A 23,913-nucleotide genomic window follows, 5' to 3' on the forward strand; every position below is an offset into this window, starting at 1 on the left:
GATAACTCTATCTCTATTATGTAACATCATATCATGTTCATCCCTATGAAATAAAATGAATTTTCACACTTGTGCATTTGCTCTTACAACTTGCAGCTTTAACGTGTAAGATAGAGGGGTATGTTACAATCATAATAATTTTTTCACATAAGGTAAGGGGGAAGCGAAATTGAACCATTTGAAAACAGCTGATCAAGAAGTCTACCAATCCATTATGGATGAATTGCATCGCCAGCGTACGAAAATTGAATTGATTGCTTCTGAAAACTTTGTAAGCCAAGCCGTAATGGAAGCACAAGGCTCCGTTCTTACAAATAAATATGCAGAAGGCTACCCGGCAAAACGCTATTATGGCGGATGTGAACACGTCGATGTTGTTGAGAATCTAGCAAGAGACCGCGCAAAGAAAATTTTTGGAGCGGAACATGCTAACGTTCAGCCTCACTCTGGTGCGCAAGCCAACATGGCCGTTTATTTTACGATTCTTGAGCAAGGTGACACAGTTCTTGGAATGAACCTTTCTCATGGCGGTCACTTAACACACGGAAGTGCTGTAAACTTCTCTGGTATTCAATATAACTTTGTTGAGTACGGTGTAGATCCGGAGAAAAACGTCATTGATTATGAAGATGTTCGTCAAAAAGCACTTGAACACCGTCCGAAGCTGATTGTGGCGGGAGCTAGCGCATATCCGCGTGCAATCGATTTTGCGAAGTTCCGTGAGATCGCAGACGAAGTTGAAGCTTACCTTATGGTGGATATGGCCCACATCGCAGGTTTAGTCGCGGCAGGCCTTCACCAAAATCCAGTTCCTTATGCAGATTTTGTAACGACTACCACACACAAAACACTTCGCGGACCTCGCGGAGGAATGATTTTATGTAAAGAAGAATTCGCGAAGAAAATTGATAAGTCGATCTTCCCTGGCATCCAAGGTGGTCCTTTGATGCACGTGATCGCTGCAAAAGCGGTTGCTTTTGGTGAAGTGTTAACAGATGAGTTCAAGAACTATGCCGAGCAGATCGTAAAGAATGCGAAGCGTTTAGCGGAATCTCTTAAAAAAGAAGGCATCACACTTGTTTCTGATGGCACTGATAATCACTTGATCTTGATCAACGTGAGCGAGCTTGCCTTAACAGGAAAAGTGGCTGAAAAAGCCCTTGATGATATCGGCATCACAGTAAACAAAAATACGATTCCTTTCGATAAAGAAAGCCCGTTTGTGACGAGCGGTATCCGTATTGGAACTGCAGCTGTAACATCTCGCGGTTTTGTAGAAGAAGACATGGATGAGATCGCATCAATTATGGCATCTGTTTTGAAGAACATTGAGGACGAAACAGTCTTAAAAGATGCAGAATCACGCGTTGAAAAGTTAGCAGGAAAATATAAGTTGTACGAATAATAGAAAGAAAAAACCAGTTTCTAAGCAGAAACTGGTTTTCTTTGTGTAACAGGATTTTTAGTTTTTATTCTTACAGGCAGAATTGAAATATACTGATGTTTTGAAGGGTTTGAACCGTTGGCTGGTATTGTCTGTCTTTTTGGAGAGGACATATTTTAGGTTATAGAGGCTTTTCCCGTGATTAACCCCTATTTTTCCGTGATAAAGTATGTTTTTTCCGTGATTAGAGCGTGATTTTCCGTGATCGTAAGACTATTGTCCGTGATCATTACAAGCGCTGCTCAAAAGTGTTTTCCTGAAATGAAATGAGGATCGTTTTGTCCCTTCAAAACGGTCATTATAGATCAAGTTGTTGAAGATGGATACGAATCCATCTTCTTTTTTGTATGGTTTTGTACCTGAAAAAGGGGAATAGTAGTAGGAGAGTTATATATGTAAATTTTGGAGTTTGGATTCGGGGCAATTACATGTTAGTTTTCCTTGAAGTGAAAGATGTTTTTCTGTACAATGCTAGAGATGCTTTTTGAACGACAATATATGTTACATAAGGAGAGGTGCTTAAAAACATGAGCAATGTATATGTCCTTGATCATCCGTTAATTCAGCATAAACTAACATACATCCGTGATGAGAGAACGGGTACTAAAGAATTTCGCGAGCTTGTAGATGAAGTGGCGGGCCTTATGGCATTTGAGATCACGCGTGATCTTCCATTACAGGAAGTTACTGTAAAAACGCCAGTTGCTGAAGCGACAATGAAAACAATCGCAGGGAAAAAGTTAGGGCTGGTACCGATTCTTCGTGCTGGACTTGGTATGGTAGATGGTATCCTTAAACTGATTCCGGCAGCAAAAGTAGGACATGTGGGTCTTTATCGTGATCCTGAAACGTTAACACCGATTGAATATTACGTGAAACTTCCATCTGATGTGGAAGAGCGTGACTTCATCGTGATCGACCCGATGCTTGCTACAGGCGGATCAGCTTCTGCAGCAATCACTTCAATCAAAAATCGCGGCGCGAAAAACATTAAACTTATGTGCTTAGTGGCAGCTCCAGAAGGTGTGAAAGTGATTCAGGACGAGCACCCAGACGTTGACATCTTCTTAGCAGCACTTGACGAAAAGCTGAACGACCACGGATATATCGTGCCTGGTCTAGGTGACGCTGGAGATCGTTTATTCGGGACAAAATAATCTAAAGAATGAACAAAACTGACTCTTGGAGGATTTCTAGCCTCCGAAGGGTCAGTTTTTTTGGTTATTTCCATGCTCGCTCAATTTATACACCCTCTGCACAAAAAACAGCCCGACAAACGGGCTGCTCCTCTAACCAAAAGTCTCTTAGGTCATCTCTTCAAACTTCATATCGATCAGCTTTTCATTCGTATGCATGACACCCACTTTTACTAAACGCTTCTTGCCATCTTGAAAGACTGTGAAATCAAAAAAGTCAGAGATCGTGCCATCTGGTGCTACGCGGCGGGTATCATATTCATAGTCGCTTACTTCGCTGTTCGGGTACTTCTTTTTCGTTTCCTCTAATGCCATCCTACCCCACTTGGCATAATCAATATCAGTCATGTTGGCTGGGGTCTGATCGTTATATTGCACGTTCAGCGGCTTATTCCGATCTTGTTCTACATTATTTCTCATATCACGAGATTCTTCCATAGGCTTCTTATCATTGATGTTACAGCCTGAAGCGAAAACCGCAATAACTGCTAATAAAATTAATATTTTTTGTTTCATGTCGAACAAGCTCCTTCCATATATTTAATGTAAGTATTTATCAAATGCATATATTTATTCAGGATAATGGAAATAGTAGGTATAGATAGTAAACAAAGTGAATAATAAACCATTAAAACAAGCCACAAAATTTCCACAATTTATTTAATAAACCGTCCCGATAGTCGTTGACATAGAAATGTCACTATTGTATTCTTACAAAGGGAATATGGTAAGGTTTACATTCTTGTATTTTCAAGGGTTTTCAAGAAAAAATATTACCAGTTTTCCAGTAGGAAGGAGTCCATACGATATGAGCAACGGGAAACGCCCTTATAAAGCGATGGCTTTAATGTCTGGCATTCTTTCTCAGCTTGTTGGATGCATTTTGATTGGACTTTTTGGAGGGAAATGGCTGGATGAATATCTAGGCAATGAATTTCCAATCTTTCTTATCATCGGGTTGTTTCTAGGTCTTGGAACAGGTGTTTACGGGATGATCCGCTTAATATCAAAGTTTTCAGGAGACGGGCAATGATGAATGAGTACAAATCAGTGTTTTTTAAATACATAAAGTACACATTGTATCTTCTCTCTCTACTATTCATCGGTTATGCTGTCACTCCTTATAAAGCCATCTTCTTAGGACTGGCTCTAGGAACTGCTTTCAGCCTCTACAATCTTTGGAGCATGTACTCGAAGATTGAACGGATGGGACAAGCAGTTATTCAGCAGAAAAGAGTGAAAACGCTCGGTTCACTTTCTAGACTCCTCTTTGCAGGGTTAGCGGTGCTCATCGCAATGAAATACCCGGAATATTTTCATTTATTAAGTGTGGTAGTGGGATTGATGTCAGTCTACATTATCATGTTAATAGATTCACTAACTAAAAGCTTTAGTACTCCAAAGGAAAAGAGGTGAACATAGGTGGAACATGGTGCAGTTACAGCTGATTTTCTAGGTTTGACTTTTAATCTGTCAAACGTACTAATGATCACAGTTTCATCCGTTATTGTTTTCCTTATTGCGGTACTCGCTACTCGATCCCTGTCAATGCGACCAGGAGGAATGCAAAACTTCCTTGAATGGGTAGTCGATTTCGTAAAAGGAATCATCAACAGCACAATGGACTGGCATACGGGCGGACGTTTTCTTGCTTTAGGTCTTACGCTTATTATGTATATTTTCGTTTCCAACATGCTGGGATTACCTTTTGCAGTAGCAGTCGACCATAATCTATGGTGGAAGTCCCCTACTGCAGACCCAACCATTACATTGACACTTGCTGTTATGGTAGTCGCGCTTTCACACTATTACGGTGTGAGAATGAAAGGGGTCAAAGAATATGGAGCTGAGTTCTTCAAGCCAATGAAGTTCTTGTTCCCGCTAAAGATTATTGAAGAGTTTGCGAACACATTAACGCTTGGTCTTCGTCTTTACGGTAACATCTTTGCAGGTGAGATGCTCTTAGCACTTCTAGTAAGTTTGTCACATTCAGGTATCTTTGCTGGGGTTTTAGGAATCTTCCCGATGATTATATGGCAAGGGTTCTCAGTATTCGTTGGTGCAATCCAAGCGTTTATCTTCACAATGCTGACAATGGTTTACTTGGCACATAAAGTAAGCCACGATCACTAATTTTTGGGAAAAACCAAGCTTCTATTATAGAAGCCCATTTTCATAAAAACTTTAAGGGAATTCAGAAGGGAGAAATTTTATCATGAATCTTATTGCAGCTGCAATCGCGGTAGGTCTAGCGGCACTTGGTGCTGGTATTGGTAACGGTTTAATCGTAGGACGTACAGTTGAGGGGATCGCTCGTCAACCAGAACTACGTGGTACTCTTCAAACAACAATGTTCATCGGGGTTGCGTTAGTTGAGGCACTTCCAATCATCGGTGTTGTTATCGCGTTCATCGCACTTGGCGCTGAATAATCTAACAACCATTGTTTATTACGATTTCTATAATGGCGAAGCAAGTTTCCTTATGGGACTACCCTTCGCCATTCCTTATGTATGATTGATTGAAGGGAGGAAATGGTGTGCAATACTTAATTCTAGGTGCTGCTGCAGGTGGAGGACTGAACACAGGTGATATCTTATACCAGCTGGTTGCATTTTTAATCCTACTAGTATTATTGCGTAAGTTCGCATGGGGCCCATTGATGGGAATCATGAAAGAGCGCCAATCACATATCAACAGCGAAATTGATGCGGCTGAAAAATCCCGTCAAGAAGCTAAAAGCTATCTTGAGACTCAGATTGAAGAGTTGAAGAAAGCGAAAGAAGAAGCAAAAGCTATCATTGATAATGCGAAAAAGCAAGGTGAAGCACAAGGAGAAGCTATCATTAAAGCATCTCGTGACGAAGCTGAGCGTGTGAAAGAAGCTGCATTAGCTGAGATCGCTTCTGAAAAAGAAAAAGCAGTTGCTACACTTCGTCAAGAAGTTGCTGCTCTATCCGTTAAGATCGCTTCTAAAGTTATTGCAAAAGAACTTGACGAAAGCTCTCAGGAGAAGCTCATTAACGAATACCTTCAAGAGGTAGGCGAGTCTCGATGAGCAAAGATCAAGCAATCGTAGCAAAACGTTATGCATTAGCACTATTTGAAGTAGTTGGTGTTACGAAACTTGAAGATACAGTTTCTGAATTGCGTCTTGTGAAGAACGTACTGGAGATCAATAAGGATCTTCAAAAAGTTCTTTCACATCCAAAAGTATCAAAAGATCAAAAGAAAGAACTGATCAAAGAAAGCGTTGGAGCTGACCTTTCTACAGCTGTAATGAACACGATCTATCTTATGGTAGACCGCAACCGTTACACATACATCACAGAGATGGCAGCGCAGTTCATTGAATTAGCAAATGAGGCACAAGGCATTGCCGACGCAAATGTATATTCTGTACGTCCTTTATCAGACTCAGAGATACAGAAGTTGGAGCAAACGTTTGCTGCCCGTGTCGGCAAAAAAGCGTTGCGCATTAATAATATTGTAGATTCTTCTCTCGTTGGAGGAATTAAGATCCGCATCGGCAACCGTATTTTTGACGGAAGCATCAGCGGAAAGTTGAATCGAATGGAACGTCAATTAGCTTCTAACGGAAGCTAGAAGGATAGGGGTGAAATTCATGAGCATTAAAGCTGAAGAAATCAGTGCTTTAATAAAAAAGCAGATTGAAAACTATCAATCTGAGATCGAAGTTAATGATGTGGGTACAGTTATCCAGGTCGGTGACGGTATTGCCCGTGCCCATGGATTAGATAACGTAATGGCTGGTGAGCTTGTAGAATTTTCTAACGGTGTAATGGGTATGGCCCAAAACCTTGAGGAAAACAACGTAGGTATCATCATTCTTGGGCCTTACCAAGAAATTCGTGAAGGTGACGAAGTAAAACGTACAGGCCGCATCATGGAAGTTCCTGTAGGTGAAGAACTTCTTGGCCGTGTAGTTAACCCTCTTGGACAGCCGATCGACGGCAAAGGTCCAGTTGCGACTACAAAAACTCGTCCTATCGAGCAAAAAGCTCCAGGCGTAATGGCTCGTAAATCCGTACATGAGCCGCTTCAAACAGGTATCAAAGCGATTGACGCACTAGTGCCAATCGGACGCGGACAGCGTGAGCTTATCATCGGTGACCGTCAAACAGGTAAAACAGCTGTAGCGATCGATACGATCCTTAACCAAAAAGACCAAGATATGATCTGTATCTATGTAGCGATCGGACAAAAAGAATCAACAGTTGCGGGCGTAGTAGAAACACTTCGTTCACACGGAGCGCTTGATTACACAATCGTTGTATCAGCATCTGCTTCTCAGCCTGCACCAATGTTGTTCCTTGCTCCATATGCTGGGGTATCAATGGCTGAAGAGTTCATGTGGGCTGGCAAGCATGTATTGATCATTTATGATGATCTTTCTAAGCAAGCTGCTGCATACCGTGAACTTTCCTTGCTCCTTCGCCGTCCTCCAGGCCGTGAAGCATATCCAGGGGACGTTTTCTACCTTCACTCTCGCTTGTTAGAGCGTGCAGCGAAGTTGAATGACGATTTAGGTGGCGGATCGATCACAGCGCTTCCGTTCATTGAAACGCAAGCATCTGACGTATCTGCTTATATTCCAACAAACGTTATCTCTATCACAGACGGACAGATCTTCTTACAATCTGACTTGTTCTTCTCCGGTGTTCGTCCGGCGATCAACGCAGGTATCTCCGTATCCCGTGTAGGGGGAGCAGCTCAGATCAAAGCGATGAGTAAAGTATCCGGTACACTTCGTCTGGACCTTGCTTCATACCGTGAACTAGAAGCATTCGCTCAGTTCGGATCTGACCTTGATAAAGCAACTCAAGCGAAACTTAACCGTGGTGCACGTACAGTTGAAGTACTTAAACAAGGACTGCACAAGCCGCTTAAGGTTGAGCATCAAGTTGCGATCCTTTATGCATTGACTCGCGGTTACATCGATGATGTAGCTGTAGAAGATGTAAACCGCTTTGAAGAAGCACTTTACGCACACATGGAAGCTAACTCTAAAGACGTTCTTGATCAAATCAAGACGACTGGAAAACTTCCTGAAGGCGACAGCTTAGACGAAGCGATTAAAGCATTCAAAAAGACATTCGCGTAAGATTTTAAATAGACTTTAAAAGCAGAGGTGCGGCGGTTAGCCGTGCCCTGCAACCAGCTTACTATGTTTAAAATGAGGGTTACCGATTTTTAAACTACCAATAAAGGTGGTGAAAATGAATGGCATTAAGAGATATAAAAGCTAGAATTGATTCTACTAAGAAGACCATGCAGATCACAAAAGCGATGGAGATGGTTTCAGCGGCAAAGCTAAACCGTGCTGAGCAGAATGCAAAATCTTTCGGCCCTTACGTGGAGAAAATCCAAGAAGTGGTAGGAAGCATTGCATCTGGTAGCAGCAACGCGAAACACTCTATGCTTTTAACACGACCAGTGAAGAAGACGGGTTACTTCGTCGTAACCGCTGACCGTGGATTGGCAGGAGCATATAACTCAAATATTTTACGCCACGTTTATCGTACGATTCAAGAGCGTCACAAATCAGCTGATGAGTATGCGCTGATCGTAATCGGTAAAGTGGGTGTGAACTTTTTCAAAAGCCGTAAGATGTCTATCCTAGACAGCATCACAGGTGTGGCAGACCAGCCATCCTTTGCTGAGATTAAGGCGATCGCATCAAAGGCAGTAGGTCTTTATGCGGACGGGACGTTTGATGAGCTTTACATGTATTACAACCATTTTGTAAGTGCCATTCAGAGCGATCTGACGGAGAAGAAGCTTCTTCCTCTAACAGATATCGCTGCAACAAAATCAAACGCTTCTTATGAGTATGAACCTTCAGAGGATGAGATCCTTGAAGTGCTTCTTCCTCAATATGCAGAGAGCTTGATTTATGGTGCTTTACTTGATGCGAAAGCAGCCGAGCACGCTTCTCGTATGACTGCGATGAAGAATGCTACTGATAACGCTAATGAACTGATCGGTCAATTGACACTTTCCTTCAACCGTGAGCGTCAAGCAGCTATCACTCAGGAAATTACGGAAATCGTCGGCGGTGTAGCAGCACTTGAATAGGCTTTTTTAAAAAGCTAGAAAGTGCATCATGTGCAAAGTAAGATAGGAGGGAAACCGATGAATAAAGGCTATATTACTCAGATTCTTGGACCGGTCGTTGACGTAAAGTTTGAAAGCCAGCTTCCAGAATTGCTTAACGCTTTAACTGTTAACGCTGAGGGTGTTGACTTAACACTAGAAGTCGCACTTCACCTTGGTGATAACATGGTTCGTACAATTGCAATGGATTCAACGGATGGTCTTGTTCGTGGAATGGAAATCGTGGACAGCGGAAAACCGATCTCTGTACCAGTAGGTGAAGCAACACTTGGACGTGTATTTAACGTAACAGGTGACCACATCGACCTTGGTGAGGCAGTACCGGCAGATGTTCGCCGTGACCCGATCCACCGTTCAGCACCTTCTTTTGAAGAATTAACAACAAAAACTGAGATTCTTGAAACAGGAATCAAGGTTGTTGACCTTATCGCTCCATACGTAAAAGGTGGAAAAATCGGTCTTTTCGGTGGTGCGGGTGTAGGTAAAACAGTTCTTATCCAGGAGCTGATCAACAACATCGCACAAGAGCACGGTGGTATCTCCGTATTCGCAGGTGTTGGTGAGCGTACTCGTGAAGGAAACGACCTTTACCACGAGATGAGCGACTCTGGTGTTATCAAGAAAACGGCAATGGTATTCGGACAAATGAACGAGCCGCCTGGAGCACGTGCACGTATCGCTCTTTCTGGTTTGACAATGGCTGAATTCTTCCGTGATGAACAAGGACAAGACGTTCTTTTCTTCGTAGATAACATCTTCCGTTTCACGCAAGCAGGTTCTGAAGTATCTGCCCTTCTTGGCCGTATGCCATCAGCGGTAGGTTACCAGCCAACTCTTGCAACTGAGATGGGTCAATTACAAGAGCGTATCACATCTACGAAAAAAGGTTCTGTAACATCTATCCAAGCGATCTATGTACCTGCCGATGACTATACGGATCCGGCTCCAGCTACAGCGTTCGCTCACTTAGATGCAACAACGAACCTTGAGCGTAAACTAACAGCTATGGGTATCTATCCAGCGGTAGATCCACTAGCTTCAACATCACGTGCACTTTCTCCTGAGATCGTTGGAGAAGAACACTACGAAGTAGCTCGTAACGTACAGGCGACGTTACAGCGTTACAAAGAACTTCAAGATATCATCGCGATCCTAGGTATGGACGAGCTTTCTGAAGAAGATAAGCTTGTTGTACACCGTGCGCGTCGTATCCAGTTCTTCTTGTCCCAAAACTTCCACGTTGCAGAACAATTTACAGGACAAAAAGGTTCATACGTTCCTGTTAAAGAAACAGTTCGTGGATTCAAAGAAATCCTTGAAGGAAAATACGACGATCTTCCGGAATCAGCGTTCCATCTCGTAGGCTCTATTGAGGATGCTATTGAAAAAGCAAAAACTTTGGCCTAATGCCTGAAAGGGGTAAGATTGGATGAAAACCATTCAAGTCAGCGTAGTAACCCCTGATGGTCCTGTGTTTGAAGGAAATGCGAAAATGGTCAGCGCGAAAGCAAAAAGCGGGGAGCTTGGAGTTCTTCCAGGCCATATCCCTCTTGTAGCTCCTTTAACGATCAGCGCCGTGCGTGTTCACGACGTTGATGGGAAAACACAATACGTGGCCGTTAGCGGTGGATTTATTGAAGTGCGACCTGAAAAAGTCACAATTTTAGCAGAAGCTGCTGAAGTTGCTGGCGACATCGAAGTGGATCGTGCACGTGCAGCAAAAGAACGTGCCGAGAAGCGTCTTGCAGGCAACAAACAAGACAACCTGGATGCCACTCGTGCGGAGTATGCGCTTAAACGTGCGATCAACCGTATCGATGTAGCAGCGAAGCGTTAATTTTAGAAGAAAGTCCTTCAGCTCTATTTGGGAGTTGAGGGGCTTTTTTGTTTGCTTATTAGTCAGGGGTGCACAACTACACAAGTCGAATTTGGGCATAATTTGTCGATTCGCCAATATATTACCTAAACTCGCCGGATTATAGTTAAAACTCGCCGTATTAACTACCAAATTTGCCGGATTAATATCCAAATTTCTTTAATTACCCGCTTCAGCACCCCAAAGGAATAGGTTATGGGTAGTTTCGGACCCGAAACTGCACCTATTTGTACTCTTAAAGACTAAAATCAACTTCCAAAATTGAAAAAAGCGGCAATTAAGTCGCTTTTTTTCAAATATACGAGCTCATAGAAACGAAACATCCCCTCTGCTCGTCCTAAAACAAGTCCAGAGGGGGATATAACATCATCATCATTCTCGTTTTGGAGGTTGAAAGACATGATGATTGATCTTATCTAGCTTCTTCCAAATACCGACGGAGACCCTGATACCCTTCTTAACCAGTGCTGATCTCCATTTTCATCAGTAATTGCGTTGGTTTCCGTTACTTCCACAGCCTGAGCCACTTCATCACCAAACGGGTTTCGAAAACTGCCGACAGGTGAAAGAACGTGTTTCTTTCTTTTCTTTAACATCCTTAACACAGCCTTTAATATGGGTGTATCGCGCATTATTCTCTTACAAAATCAATCAAATTGGCGATATACATAGTGGAAATTTTCAGGTGTGAAAAATTCTGATCTCGTTCCTAACAATCGTTCTATTGCTTCACGAATTGCTTGCACTTCTGGGATGTCTGCAGCTTCAGCAATTTCATTTCTGATCGGATTTTGAGGACAGCTGATCGGTTTTTTTCGTTTCTTAATTCTAAATCACCTCCTTAAAAAGGAAGGCTTGCTGCTTTAAGAGCATTTTACAAAATGCTATACCTTATTAAATGCTCGTCCATATGTGGAGGTATGTGTTATTATCACTAAATATGTAAAAAAGGCGATGCCCTAAAGTTTTATCAATAAAAAAGGGTTGATGGTTCATGATATGGAAAGATGAGGAGTGTGCAAGATGAGCTTTCACGGTCAAAAAGTTTTACCAGCAGCTCGAAAAATGAAGGACTTTGAGAAGCTGCTGAACAGCAAATATACATATATCGTATGTCTAGATACGCACATCAGTCAGTTGAAGTTCATGATTAATATGGCAAACGAAAGAAATAAAAAGGTTTTAGTTCACCTTGATCTGATCAATGGGTTGAAAGCGAATGAATATGCCGTAGATTTTTTAGCACAAGAAATGAAGCCTGCAGGCATTATATCAACTCGATCTAACTGTATCATCCGAGCAAAAAAGAAGAACATGATTGCCGTTCAGCGGTTATTCTTACTAGATTCATTAGCACTGGAAACAAGTTATAAGGTGATCGAACGCGCACAGCCAGACTATTTAGAGGTCTTACCAGGCATCATGCCGGAGATCATTAAAGAAGTGAGGCAGCAAGCCGGCATACCGATTATTGCTGGCGGCCTGATTCGTACAAAAGTCAACGTGACTGAAGCTCTTCAAGCAGGTGCAGAAGCGGTAACAACTTCAAATCCGGAATTGTGGATATAAAGTTCTATTGAAATATGTTTGACACCGCTTTCATCCTTGTTATAATAGAGACAAGTTCATAACGTGACGGAGAACATGGAGATCCACAAGAGTTTACTTATAGTACAAACTATAAGTATCTTTTGATGGGTCTTTTTTGTTTTTTTCAGTACTTAAAACAGTGCTTGTCACCTTTGTAAAAAAAGGAGGAATTATAATGTCGACATTCATGGCAGAACTAATCGGTACTATGATTTTAATTATTTTTGGAGGTGGAGTTGTTGCGAACGTTTCCTTAAATAAATCGAAAGCTCAAGGCGGCGGATGGATCGTTGTAGCTCTCGCTTGGGGACTAGCTGTTGCAATGGCTGTTTACGCTGTTGGGAGTTTTAGCGGGGCACACCTTAACCCGGCAGTAACGCTTGGACTCGCATCAATCGGGGAATTTGCCTGGGGAGATGTACCAGCTTATATCCTTGCTCAAATGATCGGCGGGATGCTCGGAGGGATGGTTGTCTATTTTCACTTTCTTCCCCACTGGAAAGCTACAGATGATCCTGCGGTAAAACTAGGCGTCTTCTCTACAGACCCAGCTATTCCGCATACATTTTCAAACCTTTTATCAGAATTTATTGGAACAGCCGTTTTACTAGTAGGATTATTGTCAATCGGAGCGAATAAATTTTCTGATGGCTTGAATCCTTTAATCGTCGGATTCTTGATCGTGGCGATCGGGTTGTCACTCGGAGGGCCAACAGGATATGCGATTAACCCTGCGCGTGATCTAGGTCCGAGAATCGCACACTTTATCTTGCCGATCCCCGGGAAAGGAAGCTCCAACTGGACGTATTCATGGATTCCGGTAGCAGGCCCAGTACTAGGCGGTGTGTTCGGCGCATTATTTTATCAAGCAGTCTTTACAGGGAAAGTTACAACCCTATTCTGGATATGGACAGCTTTTTCATTCGGAATATTGGCATTAACGTTTTTCTCAGGAAGCAAAGGGACACATGCATTGCCATATGGAGCAGAGATAGAAAACTAAAGAAGAAAACTATGGGAGGTTTTACGGATGGAAAAAAAATATATCATTGCACTCGACCAAGGAACAACGAGTTCCAGAGCGATTCTTTTTAACAAAGCGGGAGAAGTCGTTGAAATCTCCCAAAAAGAGTTTAAGCAGCATTTTCCTAAGCCAGGATGGGTAGAACATAACGCTCTAGAAATCTGGGGAACGATTCTTGCTGTAGTCGCTGAGGTGCTTTCTAAAACAGATACAGACCCTGGTGAAATTGCTTCGATCGGAATCACAAACCAGCGTGAAACGACCGTTGTCTGGGATAAGAACACAGGGAAGCCTGTTTATAACGCAATCGTATGGCAATCCCGGCAAACGGCAGTAATCTGTGATGAGTTGAAGAATCAAGGACTGAACGACAAGTTCCGTGATAAAACTGGACTCTTGATCGATGCTTATTTCTCCGGGACAAAAGTAAAATGGATTCTTGATAATGTAGAGGGTGCACGAGAAAAAGCAGAAAATGGAGACCTGCTTTTTGGAACGATCGATACATGGCTCGTATGGAAGCTGACTGGCGGCAAGGCACACGTGACTGACTACTCCAACGCCTCACGAACACTTATGTACAACATTTATGACCTAAAGTGGGACGAAGAATTGATCGAGATCCTAGGTGTTCCGAAATCGATGCTTCCTGAAGTGAAATCTTCTTCAGAAGTTTATGGCGAAACGATCGATTATCACTTTTTCGGCAAGAACATTCCGATCGCAGGAATCGCGGGTGACCAGCAAGCGGCACTCTTCGGACAAGCATGCTATGAAAAAGGAATGGCAAAAAATACATACGGTACAGGCTGCTTCATGCTCATGAACACAGGTGAAAAAGCAGTTAAGTCAGAGCATGGCCTCCTAACAACGATCGCTTGGGGCATAGATGGAAAAGTGGAATACGCACTTGAAGGAAGTATTTTTGTAGCTGGTTCAGCTGTTCAGTGGCTGCGTGACGGACTTCGAATGCTAAAGAATGCAGCAGACAGCGAGGAATATGCAGAACGCGTTTCTTCAACAGATGGCGTTTATGTGGTACCTGCCTTCGTCGGACTCGGAACACCATACTGGGATTCAGAAGCACGAGGTGCGATCTTTGGCTTAACACGTGGTACGGAAAAAGAACACTTTATCCGAGCAACGTTAGAATCGCTTGCATATCAAACGAAAGACGTGCTGACAGCGATGGAAGCAGATTCAGGGATCGAACTGAAGAAACTGCGTGTGGATGGCGGAGCGGTTAAGAATAACTTCCTCATGCAGTTCCAGAGCGATATTCTAAATGTTCCGGTCGAGCGGCCTGAGATCAACGAAACAACAGCACTTGGAGCTGCTTATCTAGCAGGGCTTGCAGTAGGTTTCTGGAGCGATCGGAACGAAATTGCAGAAAAGTGGAAAGTGGACAAAGACTTCGGCGTAAACATGAAGGAAGAAGAGCGTAAGAACCTATATGATGGTTGGAAGCAAGCTGTTGAGGCAACAATTGCTTATAAACCGAAAGCATAACCCTTTAAAAGTAAATAAAAGTGCGTTATACTAAAAACAAGTTGATATTGAACCGGTTGGAGATCAGGAGAGACCACAAAACCTCGTACAAACGATGCGGGGTTCTTGTGGTCTTTTTTGCGTGGCTTTAAACACCTTACGATAAAAACCGTGTGTTGCAGTAGCGAATTGCGGGAAAACTACCCGTATCCTAAAATACCAACGGTTCTGTACACAAAAGGAGTGAAAAGAAAATGAAAGCATCATTTTCAACCTATAACAGAGAGGCCATTATTGAAGCGATGAAAAAGCAAAAGTTAGATCTGCTCGTAATCGGAGGCGGTGTAACAGGAGCAGGTATTTTACTAGATGCCCAGACGCGCGGAATGAAAGTTGGCCTATTGGAGATGCAAGACTTTGCAGCGGGGACTTCAAGTCGTTCCACAAAGCTTGTTCACGGTGGTCTTCGTTATTTAAAGCAGTTTGAAGTGAAGCTGGTCGCTGAAGTGGGGAAAGAGAGAGCCATTGTTTATGAGAATGCGCCGCATGTCACCACGCCAGAATGGATGCTTCTGCCTTTTTATAAAGGAGGAACGTTCGGTAAGTTCTCTACTTCGATCGGTTTAAAAGTGTATGATTTCTTAGCAGGTGTTAAGCGAAAAGAACGCAGAAAGATGCTCTCTGCTACAGAAACATTAAGACATGAACCTCTTTTGAAAAAGAATGGACTTCTTGGCGGAGGCTATTATGTTGAGTACAAAACAGATGATGCTCGACTAACCTTAGAAATCATGAAAGAAGCTGTTGACCGTGGTGCATCAGCTGTCAACTATGCGAAGGTTACTAGATTTATCTATAACGGCAAGAGAGCGGTTGGTGTAAAAGTAGAGGATCAGTTGACTGGTGAGGTACACGAGATCTATGCAAAGAAAATCGTGAATGCAACAGGTCCATGGGTAGATGAGCTTCGTGAAGTAGACCGCTCAAAAACAGGTAAAGAAATTCATCATACAAAGGGAATCCACCTTGTTATAGATGGTTCAAAGTTTCCTCTTAAACAAGCAGTGTACTACGACACAAAAGATGGCAGAATGGTGTTTGCGATCCCGAGAGCAGGTAAAACATATGTGGGTACAACAGATACCGATTATAAGGGGGATTTAGCGAATCCAGGCATGACGGAGGAAGATCTTCAGTACGTTCTGAATACTATCCACTTCATGTTCCCAGATGTGAAGATCACTCGTGATGATGTGGAGTCTTCTTGGTCAGGATTGCGTCCATTGATCCACGAGCCGAAAAAAGGGCCTTCTGAAATCTCGCGTAAGGATGAGGTTTTTCGTTCTCCATCTGGCTTGCTGACGATTGCAGGCGGTAAGTTAACAGGTTACCGGAAGATGGCGGAAAAAGTAGTCGATCTTGTCCGCGATCAGCTTAGAGAGGAAGAAGGCTCAAAGTTTCCGGATTGCAGAACACAGCACCTGGAACTATCAGGCGGAAAGATGGGCGGCAGCGAAAACTTCGGTGACTTCCTGCGAACAAAAGTACAGGAAGGCTTGGCATTAGGGCTTGATGAAGAAAAGGCGAAAGAACTCGTTCAGCGTTATGGTACGAACATCGATGTGTTGTATAGCTTTATGAAGGAACGCGGTGGAGAAGCGAAGAGCTACAATTTACCGAAAAGTTTATATGCTTCACTTCTTTATGGCCTGGAGTATGAGATGACATCAACGCCATCCGACTTTTTAATCCGCCGTATCTCTGCTCTGTACTTTGATATTGATACGGTGTACAAGTGGAAAGACAGTGTGATTAACTGCATGGCAGATAAGTTAGGCTGGGATGCTGAGCAAAAACGCGATCATGCGGAAGAGTTTGAAGAGCAATTAAGGTTGTCGGTAGAGGCGATTTAATAGGGTGGATGTCCCTGGGTTACTGGGGATGTCCTTTTTTTCGGAACTTGTCGTGATCAGTCGACTTGCCGATATATGGGTAAAACTCGCTGAATTAAGCCATAAACTCGCCGGAATAACTGTGTTTTTTGCTGGATTAATGTAATTTTTTCTTGAATAAATGTTATGTACCCGACCGAGGTATCATTAAAGATGAGTTTCGTTCACCGAAACTACCCTAATATAACTAAAACAAAAAGGATACTCCCTATGAACTCCGGGAACATCCTCAATTTTTTATAAAAGTGGAACGTGATAAGTAATCTGAAGGGTATTTTTGAAGCAAAAATTGCAAAAATAGACCAATTTCATAGGGAACGTCATTAAAGTACTTTTCATTTGAATCTCTTAACGTTGCTAACAACGAAAAAAAGTGCTGTTTATCTGATTCATCTGCAGACTCTTTAAAGTATCCCCAAACGTGTTCGAGTGTATTGCCAAGTGCTCGACGCTCAAACGGCTTCTCACTAAAATCGGCGATCATCATCATAATCTCTTTGTAATCAGCTTCAAACGCGGCTTCTCTCATTTTTCCCTGAATCTCTTTATAAAAATTATAGCCTTTTGCCATAATCGAATACTTTTCACTTGCCCAAAGTATTTCTGTCTCTTTTTTCAAGTGAAATCCCATCCTTTATATACTGACATTCGATCAAATGTAAATGTACAGAGCAAGGGCAACGAGTGAGATAAGGATAACCACAGCATAAATGCCTGTTAAACGTACAAGATTTTGCTTTGTTGAGCTTTCATATTTTTCATCTTGAGTTCTAGAGATCATGATAGTACCAACTAAGCCAGCAATTGAGATCACAACGATCAAGAAATAAGCAATCCACCAGAAATCCATTCAGCATCTCTCCTTTAACTCTATCATACTGCTAACTTTCTATGACTCTCATGCAAAAAATTTACAGGATTATGAACATTTCTATAGAAAAATAAGAATAGAACAATACTATAGTGCTTAAGGGATATGTGAAGAATCACATCGACACAAAATATGGAATTTGCTATAATTAAAGCGGTTACATAATTTAAAAAATTCTGAAGATTAGGAGGTAGTCAGAATGGATTTTTATCACCTATATCAAAACAATTACCTCATTGTGGCAGTATTTTTATTTTTAGGGATCCTGTTGCCGGTAGTCGCTTTAACTGCAGGCCGTGTGCTGCGTCCTTATAAGCCTTCAGCTGAAAAATACACCACTTACGAAAGCGGAATCGAGCCATTTCATCAAAGCTGGGTTCAATATAATGTCCGCTATTATTTGTTTGCGCTTATGTTTGTTATTTTTGATGTTGAAACTGTATTTCTATATCCTTGGGCCGTTGCCTATGAAGAGTTAGGTGTGTTTGCCCTTATTGAGATGGGAATTTTCGTTGTTCTTTTAACGTTAGGTCTTGTATACGCTTGGAAAAAGAAGGTGCTTAAATGGACATAAAGTGGGAGCTTACGGCTGAAGAACGCGCCGAATTAGATCGTAACGTATTCATGGTGACACTTGAGCAAGTGAAAGCCTGGGCCCGCAGCAATTCCTTATGGCCTTTAACGTTTGGCCTTGCTTGCTGTGCGATTGAAATGATGGGTACAGGGTCTTCTCATTACGACCTAGACCGTTTTGGAAGTATCTTTCGAACGTCACCGCGTCAATCCGATGTGATGATCGTTTCAGGGACGGTAACAAAAAAGATGGCTCCTGTTTTAAAACGCTTGTATGAGCAAATGCCTGAACCAAAATGGGTAATTGCTATGGGCTCATGTGCAACAGCGGGTGGACCATACATCAAGTCGTATGCGGTTGTAAAAGGGGTTGATCAAATCGTGCCCGTGGATGTCTATATACCAGGATGTCCACCAAACCCGGCTGCACTCATATATGGCATCAACAAGCTTCAAGAAAAGATCCGTTTTGAAGCGAAGACCGGCAAGAAGGTGATGAGCGAATGACAAAAGAGCATGATGGACAAAATCCTGAGTCAAACGAAGGATTATCGATAGAAGAACAAAAGAAGAAAGCTGCTGCAGAAGCGAAGGCTAAAGCACTAGAACTTGCCAAACAGCGTCAGGCTGAGAAAGCGAAGGCAGTGGAAACGCCAGAACCAGCTCCAGAGCCAGAATTAACAAAAGAAGAACTAAAAAAGAAAGCTGCTGCAGAAGCAAAGGCTAAAGCACTAGAACTTGCCAAACAGCGTCAGGCTGAGAAAGCGAAGGCAGTGGAAACGCCAGAACCAGCTCCAGAGCCAGAATTAACAAAAGAAGAACTAAAAAAGAAAGCTGCTGCAGAAGCGAAGGACAAAGCGCTTGAACTTGCGAAACAGCGTCAGGCTGAGAAAGCGAAGGCAGTGGAAACGCCAGAATCAGCTTCAGAACCAGAGTTAACAAAAGAAGAACTAAAAAAGAAAGCTGCTGCAGAAGCGAAGGCTAAAGCACTAGAACTTGCCAAACAGCGTCAGGCTGAAAGAGAGAAAACTACTGAAACGCTAGAGTCGACCGACGAAACTTCAGATGATCTTGCTAAACAAAAAGCATTAGCAGCTGCTAAAGCAAAGGCCGCTGCAGCAGCCAAGGCAAAAGCTGCCGCTGCCGCTAAAGCAAAATTGGCAAGAGAGTCGGGCGGCGATGCACCAGCCGAAAAAGCTTCAGATGACGAGAAAGCAAAAGCAGCTGCCAAAGCGAAAGCCGCAGCCGCAGCCAAGGCAAAGGCAGCCGCTGCTGCTAAAGCAAAAGCGCTCCGAGAAGCAGGCAGCGACACACCACCATCCCAAACAGGTGGTGATGACGAGAAAGCAAAGGCGATAGCAGCCGCAAAGGCAAAGGCCGCAGCCGCTGCAAAAGCACGTGCTGCTGCAAACGCAAAAGGTGCCGCAGCAGAACCGGTGGTAGAAGAAAAACCATCACAGAACCAACCTATCCTCGATACCTACATAAAAGTCATCAAAGAACATCTAGGAGAAGATGTGCTAGAAGATTCCTATATCAACAGATTGTCCAAAGACGTGCCTACCTTAGTTGCTAAACCCAATGCCTATTATAAAATCGCTGAGTTTTTAAAGCATAATGACCAGCTTCGTTTTGACTATCTGTCCGAAATGCATGGTACAGACTTTGAAACGCATTTTGAAGTGTATAACCACCTTTATTCGTACGTAAATCGCCAGTCTGTTGCTCTCAAAGTAAAAATAGACAGGGAAAGTGCTGTTACCCACTCTATTACCCCGTTATGGGAGGGCGCAAACTGGCCTGAGCGTGAAACATATGATCTTTTAGGGATACAGTTTGAAGGTCATCCGAACTTAACACGCATCATGCTTCCGGATGATTGGGTGGGGCATCCGCTTAGAAAAGATTACGAACCGCATGACGTGGAGGTGTAGATATTGATCAGAACAGAAGAGATGCTCCTCAACGTTGGACCACAGCATCCGAGTACACACGGCGTTTTTCGGATCGTGCTAAAAATCGACGGAGAAACCATCATTGAAGCGACGCCTGTTATCGGCTACCTGCATAGAGGGACTGAAAAGCTCGCAGAAAACCTTCAGTACACACAGATCATCCCGTATACAGATCGAATGGATTATCTTGCGGCCATGACAAATAATTATGTGATCTGCCATGCGGTTGAAACGATGATGAGTCTTGAGATTCCAGAACGTGCGGAGTATTTGCGCGTAATCGTGATGGAGTTAGGCCGAATCGCGAGTCACCTCGTTTGGTTCGGTACGTATCTGCTTGATATCGGGGCGATGAGCCCGTTTTTATACGCGTTTCGTGAACGAGAAGCTATTATAAATATGCTGAACGAAATTTGCGGTGCTCGCCTCACGTTCAACTATATGCGTGTTGGAGGTGTGAAGTGGGATGCACCAGAAGGCTGGATCGAGAAGGTCCGAGAATTTGTACCGTATATGAGAGAAGAGCTTGCGGGCTATCACGATCTTGTTACAGGAAACGAAATATTCCTAAATCGAGTAAAAGGAATCGGCTATTACACGAAAGAAGAAGCGCTGAATTTTAGTTTAAGCGGTGCTAACCTAAGATGTACGGGTACGAATTGGGATCTGAGAAAAGATGAGCCGTATTCGATCTATGAACGCTTTGATTTTGATGTACCGGTCTTTCATACCGGTGATGCATGGGCGCGTTATCAGTGCCGCATGCAGGAGATCGAAGAATCACTGAAAATACTGGAGCAAGCGGTGGAACAGTTCCCGGAAGATGGTCCAGTCATGGCGAAAGTGCCAAGGATCATCAAGCCTCCAAAAGGTGAAGCGTTCGTTCGCATCGAGTCACCACGCGGTGAAATCGGATGTTACATAGCTTCAGAAGGAAAGAAAGAACCGTACCGTCTGAAGTTCCGCAGACCATCGTTTTATAATCTTCAGATCCTGCCGAAACTTTTAGTCGGTGAAAACATCTCCAACTTGATTACGATTTTAGGCGGAATCGATATCGTTCTAGGGGAGGTTGATGGCTGATGATGGAGGATCTTTTATACGCAGAGCCTGGCTGGACGCACGTAGCGATTTTCTTTGCTCTAGGAGCTGCGTTACTCGCAACTGTATTGGGCTTCGTAACGTATGCGATCTTAGCGGAACGAAAAGTGCTTGGATTCATGCAGATGCGTACTGGACCGAACCGTGTTGGTGGACGTTTTGGTCTCCTTCAGACCGTAGCAGACGTTTTTAAACTATTACTAAAAGAAGACACCATACCAAAACTTGCTGATCGTCCGCTTTTTATATTGGCTCCTGTTATCGCGTTTGCACCAGCGTTCATGGTGCTTGCTACCATTCCATTTTCGGAGAACATGCAGTTTGCGAACCTTGGTGTCGGTTTACTATACTATGTGGCCGTTTCCGGAATCTCAACGATCGGTATCTTAATGGGAGGCTGGGCATCTAACAATAAATACTCCCTGTTGGGCGGTATGCGTGCTGCGGCGCAGATGATTTCCTATGAGATTCCGCTTGTAATCTCCGTAATCGGAGTGATCCTTTTCGCTGGAAGCATGAATTTAAACGAGATCGTAAGAGGACAAGAGAACATCGCTTACATCTTTTTAACACCGATCGGTTTCATCGTATTCTTGGTTTCCTCGATCGCAGAGCTGAACCGTACGCCGTTCGACTTGCCTGAAGCTGAGTCTGAGCTGGTTGCCGGTTATCACGTCGAGTATTCAGGATTCCGCTGGGCGTTCTTCATGCTGACAGAGTACGTCTATCTGTTTGCCATGGCGTCACTGACAACGGTTTTGTTCCTCGGCGGCTGGAACCCGATTCCATTTTTAGATTTCATACCGGGTGTAATATGGTTTGGGATTAAATTTAGCTTAGTTGTATTCTTCATGATCTGGATTCGCGGTACACTTCCTCGTCTCCGTGCTGATCAGCTTATGGGCTTTGCGTGGAAAGTTCTTCTGCCGCTTGCGCTGCTTAACATTTTTGTAAGTGCGGCAGTAAAGGAACTATTTTTATAAAAGGCTGTTTTCGGATAAACATCAGATGTATTAGAGGGGTTGATTTCCGTTCCAGGATGCTCGCTTTCCGCGGGGCGGGCGGTGAGCATCCAAGGCGCTTTGCGCTTGCGGAGTCTCACCTGTCCCGCTGCTCCCGCAGGAGTCTCGCACCTTGCGCTCCAATCAACTTGTCAACGAAGGGACTTTACGAAAGCGATCCAAAAACAACAATCTTTTAAAAGAGCCCTTTAAAATCAGCTCAAGACCATCGTTGTTGGTTGTAAGGAAACTGCGACACTCAGGCTAGAAAAACGGACTGCCGAGACCCTGCAGAGAGGTACGAGGCTTGGTGGTTCGTCCGCGGAAAGCGAGTGGATTTCCTGTCTTCTATGGAAAATCAACACCATAAGCCCAACAGAGCTAATTGAAAATTGATTTCCAACAAAACAAAGCTCAGACAGACCAAAGCATAAGGAGCGTGATCTCAGGATGAAAGGTCTTGTGAAAGGTTTAAGCTATACGGTCAAAAACTTGACGAAGCAAAACGTAACGACAAGTTATCCGGACGTGCCGATCCAGATGCCTGACCGATTTCGCGGTATTCAAAAGTTTTATCCGGAAAAATGCATCGTCTGTAATCAATGCGCGCAGATCTGCCCGACAGACTGTATACAGTTAACGGGTAAGCCGCATCCGGATCCTGCGAAAAAAGGAAAGATTATTGATACGTACGATATAAATTTTGAAATCTGTATTCTGTGTGATCTATGTACAGAAGTTTGTCCGACTGAAGCCATCGTCATGACGAATCAGTTTGAACTTGCGGAATACAGCCGTGATGAACTGTTTAAAAACTTAGAGTGGCTTGATGAAAACGATGAGAATGTCAGAAAGGAGAACAAAGCATGACCGGTGAAATGATCGCTTTTTTCTTTCTCGCACTAACAGCCATTGCCGGCGGTGTTCTTCTGATCAACCTGACAAATGTTGTACACATGGTTGTCGCTTTAATCTTTACTTTTATTGCGATTGCCGGGATCTATATTACGCTCTCAGCTGAATTCGTAGCTGTTGTTCAAGTGCTGATCTATTCTGGTGCAATTACCATTATCATGCTGTTTGGAATCATGCTTACACGGCATCAGGAAAAAGATAGACGTGCACCGCGGCTGAAGGTGATTCTTACAGGACTAGCTATCGGTCTATTCTTTCTCATTATGTACGGGAAGATCAAGGACCTTGATTTTGGACAGCAGAACGCCGAACTTCATATCGATAACACGAAAAAGATTGGGATCGAACTGTATTCCCATTATTTGATTCCGTTTGAGTTAACATCTGTTCTGCTGCTCGTCGCACTGATCGGCTCCATTATCCTTGCAAAACGGGATGATGATGAAAAGGAGGCAAAAAAATGAGCTCTGTTCCTTTAGCCGCTTACTTGTTGCTTGCCTTAATTCTATTCTGCATCGGTTTGTTTGGTGCTCTAACGAAACGTAACGCCGTCATTGTTTTAATTTCTATAGAGTTGATGCTCAATGCTGTAAATATTAATCTAGTTGCATTTGCTAAATACTCGATCAACCCAGGATTGACTGGGCAGATCTTCTCTCTGTTTACCATAACGGTTGCAGCGGCAGAAGCGGCAGTTGGACTTGCGATTCTCATTGCACTATACCGCAACAGACAAACGGTAAACGTGGATGAGATGGACATGATGAAGCGATAAGGAAGGAGATGGACG

Annotated in this window: 28 protein-coding genes; 24 read left to right on the forward strand and 4 right to left on the reverse strand. The window is 43.3% G+C overall.

Annotated elements, in window-relative coordinates; translation table 11 throughout:
• Positions 1-169: 169 nt before the first annotated feature.
• Together IEV52_RS01130 and upp are read left to right on the forward strand one after the other, a co-directional pair.
• A complete protein-coding gene (locus tag IEV52_RS01130; protein WP_188400707.1) occupies positions 170-1,405 on the forward strand; it encodes a serine hydroxymethyltransferase in 1,236 nt (411 codons plus the stop codon).
• Between the two features lie 566 nt (positions 1,406-1,971).
• On the forward strand, positions 1,972-2,601 hold the full coding sequence (upp, locus tag IEV52_RS01135) for a uracil phosphoribosyltransferase (protein WP_066293906.1): 630 nt from the start codon (positions 1,972-1,974) through the stop codon (positions 2,599-2,601).
• A gap of 147 nt (positions 2,602-2,748) precedes the next feature.
• Here the strand turns inward: upp and IEV52_RS01140 are convergent, their stop codons facing one another.
• Positions 2,749-3,156, reverse strand: a complete 408-nt coding sequence (locus IEV52_RS01140) for a DUF3889 domain-containing protein (RefSeq protein ID WP_188400708.1) — start codon at positions 3,154-3,156, stop codon at positions 2,749-2,751.
• 292 nt (positions 3,157-3,448) lie between these two features.
• On the opposite strand from IEV52_RS01140, the gene IEV52_RS01145 reads away from it, so the two are divergent.
• From IEV52_RS01145 to IEV52_RS01190, 10 genes are all read left to right on the forward strand, one after another.
• Positions 3,449-3,673 (forward strand): AtpZ/AtpI family protein, encoded by a 225-nt coding sequence (locus IEV52_RS01145; RefSeq protein ID WP_188400709.1) that lies wholly within the window; start codon positions 3,449-3,451, stop codon positions 3,671-3,673.
• Positions 3,673-4,056, forward strand: a complete 384-nt coding sequence (locus tag IEV52_RS01150; RefSeq protein ID WP_188400710.1) for an ATP synthase subunit I — start codon at positions 3,673-3,675, stop codon at positions 4,054-4,056. The genes IEV52_RS01145 and IEV52_RS01150 overlap by 1 nt, the downstream gene beginning before the upstream one ends.
• 6 nt (positions 4,057-4,062) lie before the next feature.
• On the forward strand, positions 4,063-4,773 hold the full coding sequence (gene atpB, locus IEV52_RS01155; protein WP_188400711.1) for a F0F1 ATP synthase subunit A: 711 nt from the start codon (positions 4,063-4,065) through the stop codon (positions 4,771-4,773).
• 82 nt (positions 4,774-4,855) lie between these two features.
• Positions 4,856-5,071: a F0F1 ATP synthase subunit C gene (atpE, locus tag IEV52_RS01160; RefSeq protein WP_130293109.1), complete on the forward strand. Its 216-nt coding sequence runs from the start codon at positions 4,856-4,858 to the stop codon at positions 5,069-5,071.
• A gap of 107 nt (positions 5,072-5,178) precedes the next feature.
• Positions 5,179-5,697 (forward strand): F0F1 ATP synthase subunit B, encoded by a 519-nt coding sequence (atpF, locus tag IEV52_RS01165; RefSeq protein ID WP_188400712.1) that lies wholly within the window; start codon positions 5,179-5,181, stop codon positions 5,695-5,697.
• On the forward strand, positions 5,694-6,245 hold the full coding sequence (locus IEV52_RS01170) for a F0F1 ATP synthase subunit delta (protein WP_188400713.1): 552 nt from the start codon (positions 5,694-5,696) through the stop codon (positions 6,243-6,245). The genes atpF and IEV52_RS01170 overlap by 4 nt, the downstream gene beginning before the upstream one ends.
• A gap of 19 nt (positions 6,246-6,264) precedes the next feature.
• Complete coding sequence (gene atpA / locus IEV52_RS01175) at positions 6,265-7,764, forward strand: F0F1 ATP synthase subunit alpha (protein ID WP_188400714.1); 1,500 nt, start codon at positions 6,265-6,267, stop codon at positions 7,762-7,764.
• A gap of 119 nt (positions 7,765-7,883) precedes the next feature.
• Complete coding sequence (gene atpG / locus IEV52_RS01180; RefSeq protein WP_188400715.1) at positions 7,884-8,738, forward strand: ATP synthase F1 subunit gamma; 855 nt, start codon at positions 7,884-7,886, stop codon at positions 8,736-8,738.
• A 57-nt stretch (positions 8,739-8,795) separates the two neighbouring features.
• Positions 8,796-10,184, forward strand: a complete 1,389-nt coding sequence (gene atpD, locus IEV52_RS01185) for a F0F1 ATP synthase subunit beta (RefSeq protein WP_188400716.1) — start codon at positions 8,796-8,798, stop codon at positions 10,182-10,184.
• Positions 10,185-10,206: 22 nt separating this feature from the next.
• On the forward strand, positions 10,207-10,614 hold the full coding sequence (locus tag IEV52_RS01190) for a F0F1 ATP synthase subunit epsilon (protein ID WP_188400717.1): 408 nt from the start codon (positions 10,207-10,209) through the stop codon (positions 10,612-10,614).
• A gap of 455 nt (positions 10,615-11,069) precedes the next feature.
• On the opposite strand, the gene IEV52_RS01195 is transcribed toward IEV52_RS01190, so the two are convergent.
• Positions 11,070-11,249, reverse strand: a complete 180-nt coding sequence (locus IEV52_RS01195; RefSeq protein ID WP_188400718.1) for a hypothetical protein — start codon at positions 11,247-11,249, stop codon at positions 11,070-11,072.
• Between the two features lie 427 nt (positions 11,250-11,676).
• On the opposite strand from IEV52_RS01195, the gene IEV52_RS01200 reads away from it, so the two are divergent.
• The 4 genes from IEV52_RS01200 (at position 11,677) to IEV52_RS01215 (ending at position 16,668) form a co-directional block, all read left to right on the forward strand.
• The gene (locus tag IEV52_RS01200) at positions 11,677-12,222 is read left to right on the forward strand and encodes a glycerol-3-phosphate responsive antiterminator (RefSeq protein ID WP_188400719.1); all 546 of its coding nucleotides are present in this window, start codon (positions 11,677-11,679) and stop codon (positions 12,220-12,222) included.
• Between the two features lie 196 nt (positions 12,223-12,418).
• The gene (locus IEV52_RS01205) at positions 12,419-13,246 is read left to right on the forward strand and encodes an MIP/aquaporin family protein (protein ID WP_188400720.1); all 828 of its coding nucleotides are present in this window, start codon (positions 12,419-12,421) and stop codon (positions 13,244-13,246) included.
• Between the two features lie 27 nt (positions 13,247-13,273).
• Complete coding sequence (gene glpK / locus IEV52_RS01210) at positions 13,274-14,776, forward strand: glycerol kinase GlpK (protein ID WP_188400721.1); 1,503 nt, start codon at positions 13,274-13,276, stop codon at positions 14,774-14,776.
• A gap of 233 nt (positions 14,777-15,009) precedes the next feature.
• Positions 15,010-16,668, forward strand: a complete 1,659-nt coding sequence (locus IEV52_RS01215; protein ID WP_188400722.1) for a glycerol-3-phosphate dehydrogenase/oxidase — start codon at positions 15,010-15,012, stop codon at positions 16,666-16,668.
• A gap of 268 nt (positions 16,669-16,936) precedes the next feature.
• Here IEV52_RS01215 and IEV52_RS01220 read toward each other — a convergent pair whose 3' ends face one another.
• Together IEV52_RS01220 and IEV52_RS01225 are read right to left on the reverse strand one after the other, a co-directional pair.
• Positions 16,937-17,326: a DUF1722 domain-containing protein gene (locus tag IEV52_RS01220; RefSeq protein ID WP_188400723.1), complete on the reverse strand. Its 390-nt coding sequence runs from the start codon at positions 17,324-17,326 to the stop codon at positions 16,937-16,939.
• A gap of 33 nt (positions 17,327-17,359) precedes the next feature.
• Positions 17,360-17,557, reverse strand: a complete 198-nt coding sequence (locus IEV52_RS01225) for a hypothetical protein (RefSeq protein WP_188400724.1) — start codon at positions 17,555-17,557, stop codon at positions 17,360-17,362.
• 220 nt (positions 17,558-17,777) lie between these two features.
• On the opposite strand from IEV52_RS01225, the gene IEV52_RS01230 reads away from it, so the two are divergent.
• The 8 genes from IEV52_RS01230 to nuoK all read left to right on the forward strand — a co-directional run bounded on the left by IEV52_RS01230 (position 17,778) and on the right by nuoK (position 23,898).
• Complete coding sequence (locus IEV52_RS01230; RefSeq protein WP_188400725.1) at positions 17,778-18,152, forward strand: NADH-quinone oxidoreductase subunit A; 375 nt, start codon at positions 17,778-17,780, stop codon at positions 18,150-18,152.
• The gene (locus tag IEV52_RS01235; protein ID WP_066244801.1) at positions 18,143-18,658 is read left to right on the forward strand and encodes a NuoB/complex I 20 kDa subunit family protein; all 516 of its coding nucleotides are present in this window, start codon (positions 18,143-18,145) and stop codon (positions 18,656-18,658) included. Before IEV52_RS01230 ends, IEV52_RS01235 begins: the two co-directional genes overlap by 10 nt.
• Positions 18,655-20,085, forward strand: coding sequence for an NADH-quinone oxidoreductase subunit C (locus IEV52_RS01240; protein WP_188400726.1), 1,431 nt, complete (start codon positions 18,655-18,657; stop codon positions 20,083-20,085). The genes IEV52_RS01235 and IEV52_RS01240 overlap by 4 nt, the downstream gene beginning before the upstream one ends.
• A gap of 3 nt (positions 20,086-20,088) precedes the next feature.
• The gene (locus tag IEV52_RS01245) at positions 20,089-21,189 is read left to right on the forward strand and encodes an NADH-quinone oxidoreductase subunit D (RefSeq protein ID WP_188400727.1); all 1,101 of its coding nucleotides are present in this window, start codon (positions 20,089-20,091) and stop codon (positions 21,187-21,189) included.
• Positions 21,189-22,190, forward strand: a complete 1,002-nt coding sequence (gene nuoH, locus IEV52_RS01250; protein WP_188400728.1) for an NADH-quinone oxidoreductase subunit NuoH — start codon at positions 21,189-21,191, stop codon at positions 22,188-22,190. Before IEV52_RS01245 ends, nuoH begins: the two co-directional genes overlap by 1 nt.
• A gap of 468 nt (positions 22,191-22,658) precedes the next feature.
• Positions 22,659-23,078 carry an NADH-quinone oxidoreductase subunit NuoI gene (nuoI, locus tag IEV52_RS01255; RefSeq protein ID WP_066244809.1) on the forward strand — a complete coding sequence of 140 codons (420 nt, stop codon included), beginning with the start codon at positions 22,659-22,661 and terminating at the stop codon, positions 23,076-23,078.
• The gene (locus tag IEV52_RS01260) at positions 23,075-23,587 is read left to right on the forward strand and encodes an NADH-quinone oxidoreductase subunit J (RefSeq protein WP_188400729.1); all 513 of its coding nucleotides are present in this window, start codon (positions 23,075-23,077) and stop codon (positions 23,585-23,587) included. The genes nuoI and IEV52_RS01260 overlap by 4 nt, the downstream gene beginning before the upstream one ends.
• Complete coding sequence (nuoK, locus tag IEV52_RS01265) at positions 23,584-23,898, forward strand: NADH-quinone oxidoreductase subunit NuoK (RefSeq protein WP_188400730.1); 315 nt, start codon at positions 23,584-23,586, stop codon at positions 23,896-23,898. The genes IEV52_RS01260 and nuoK overlap by 4 nt, the downstream gene beginning before the upstream one ends.
• Positions 23,899-23,913: the final 15 nt, after the last annotated feature.

It is taken from the genome of Fictibacillus barbaricus (assembly GCF_014635025.1).
GTDB lineage: Bacteria > Bacillota > Bacilli > Bacillales > Fictibacillaceae > Fictibacillus > Fictibacillus barbaricus.

Coding starts and splice junctions, on each gene's coding strand:
- IEV52_RS01205 (WP_188400720.1), top strand. CDS start 12,419: ATGTCGACATTCATGGCAGAACTAATCGGTACTATGATTTTAATTATT.
- IEV52_RS01260 (WP_188400729.1), top strand. CDS start 23,075: ATGACCGGTGAAATGATCGCTTTTTTCTTTCTCGCACTAACAGCCATT.
- nuoH (WP_188400728.1), top strand. CDS start 21,189: ATGATGGAGGATCTTTTATACGCAGAGCCTGGCTGGACGCACGTAGCG.
- IEV52_RS01230 (WP_188400725.1), top strand. CDS start 17,778: ATGGATTTTTATCACCTATATCAAAACAATTACCTCATTGTGGCAGTA.
- atpG (WP_188400715.1), top strand. CDS start 7,884: ATGGCATTAAGAGATATAAAAGCTAGAATTGATTCTACTAAGAAGACC.
- IEV52_RS01215 (WP_188400722.1), top strand. CDS start 15,010: ATGAAAGCATCATTTTCAACCTATAACAGAGAGGCCATTATTGAAGCG.
- IEV52_RS01190 (WP_188400717.1), top strand. CDS start 10,207: ATGAAAACCATTCAAGTCAGCGTAGTAACCCCTGATGGTCCTGTGTTT.
- glpK (WP_188400721.1), top strand. CDS start 13,274: ATGGAAAAAAAATATATCATTGCACTCGACCAAGGAACAACGAGTTCC.
- nuoK (WP_188400730.1), top strand. CDS start 23,584: ATGAGCTCTGTTCCTTTAGCCGCTTACTTGTTGCTTGCCTTAATTCTA.
- IEV52_RS01240 (WP_188400726.1), top strand. CDS start 18,655: ATGACAAAAGAGCATGATGGACAAAATCCTGAGTCAAACGAAGGATTA.
- atpA (WP_188400714.1), top strand. CDS start 6,265: ATGAGCATTAAAGCTGAAGAAATCAGTGCTTTAATAAAAAAGCAGATT.
- IEV52_RS01195 (WP_188400718.1), bottom strand. CDS start 11,249: ATGTTAAAGAAAAGAAAGAAACACGTTCTTTCACCTGTCGGCAGTTTT.
- atpE (WP_130293109.1), top strand. CDS start 4,856: ATGAATCTTATTGCAGCTGCAATCGCGGTAGGTCTAGCGGCACTTGGT.
- IEV52_RS01200 (WP_188400719.1), top strand. CDS start 11,677: ATGAGCTTTCACGGTCAAAAAGTTTTACCAGCAGCTCGAAAAATGAAG.
- IEV52_RS01145 (WP_188400709.1), top strand. CDS start 3,449: ATGAGCAACGGGAAACGCCCTTATAAAGCGATGGCTTTAATGTCTGGC.
- upp (WP_066293906.1), top strand. CDS start 1,972: ATGAGCAATGTATATGTCCTTGATCATCCGTTAATTCAGCATAAACTA.
- IEV52_RS01150 (WP_188400710.1), top strand. CDS start 3,673: ATGAATGAGTACAAATCAGTGTTTTTTAAATACATAAAGTACACATTG.
- IEV52_RS01225 (WP_188400724.1), bottom strand. CDS start 17,557: ATGGATTTCTGGTGGATTGCTTATTTCTTGATCGTTGTGATCTCAATT.
- atpD (WP_188400716.1), top strand. CDS start 8,796: ATGAATAAAGGCTATATTACTCAGATTCTTGGACCGGTCGTTGACGTA.
- IEV52_RS01170 (WP_188400713.1), top strand. CDS start 5,694: ATGAGCAAAGATCAAGCAATCGTAGCAAAACGTTATGCATTAGCACTA.
- nuoI (WP_066244809.1), top strand. CDS start 22,659: ATGAAAGGTCTTGTGAAAGGTTTAAGCTATACGGTCAAAAACTTGACG.
- IEV52_RS01235 (WP_066244801.1), top strand. CDS start 18,143: ATGGACATAAAGTGGGAGCTTACGGCTGAAGAACGCGCCGAATTAGAT.
- IEV52_RS01140 (WP_188400708.1), bottom strand. CDS start 3,156: ATGAAACAAAAAATATTAATTTTATTAGCAGTTATTGCGGTTTTCGCT.